The organism is Acetobacter oeni, from assembly GCF_011516825.1.
In the GTDB taxonomy this organism is placed as follows: domain Bacteria; phylum Pseudomonadota; class Alphaproteobacteria; order Acetobacterales; family Acetobacteraceae; genus Acetobacter; species Acetobacter oeni.
The window spans coordinates 1-557 of the sequence record NZ_WOTA01000107.1 but is presented as its reverse complement, the minus strand read 5'-3'; the positions used below and the strand labels follow the sequence as shown (position 1 = coordinate 557).

The 557-nt window shown below is 58.9% G+C and carries 1 pseudogene; it reads left to right on the top strand.

The annotated features are described in order from the left end of the window. Window positions 1–542 (top strand): annotated as a pseudogene (locus tag GOB90_RS18800) (IS5 family transposase); the annotation flags it as partial. Window positions 543–557 lie beyond the last annotated feature (15 nt).

The window sequence follows — 557 nt, the reverse complement described above, 5'->3', positions numbered from 1 at the left end:
CAGTGCCGGGAACAAGCCGGACGGCAAGCCAGCCCGACCGCTGCGATCATAGATAGCCAGAGCGTCCGGAGCGCCGAAAAAGGGGGAGGCGCATCGATCCGTCAGGCTACGATGCCGGGAAGAAGATCAAGGGCAAGAAGCGTCATATCATCGTAGACCCGCAAGGCTTGCTGATGAGCGCCATCATCCATGCGGCGGATATTCAGGATCGCGATGGCGGCGTGATGCTGATGAGCACGATGTTCGGCCTGTTTCCATTTCTGCTGAAGCTCTATGCCGACGGTGGCTATCAGGGACCGAAGTTCCAGCAGGGGGTGGCGGCCGTCTGCCGCCGGATCAACGTGGAGATCGTAAAGCGGTCCGACGTCGGCAAGTTCGTCGTGCTCCCCAAGCGCTGGATCGTCGAGAGAAGCATTGCGTGGCTCAACCGCTGTCGAAGGCTCGCCAAAGACTGGGAATGCCTGAACCGAAGCGCACTCGCTTTCCTCAACTGGGCTTCCGTGAGGCTCATGGTCAGAAAGCTCTGTCAAACAACACTATGATCTTGGACAGACTCT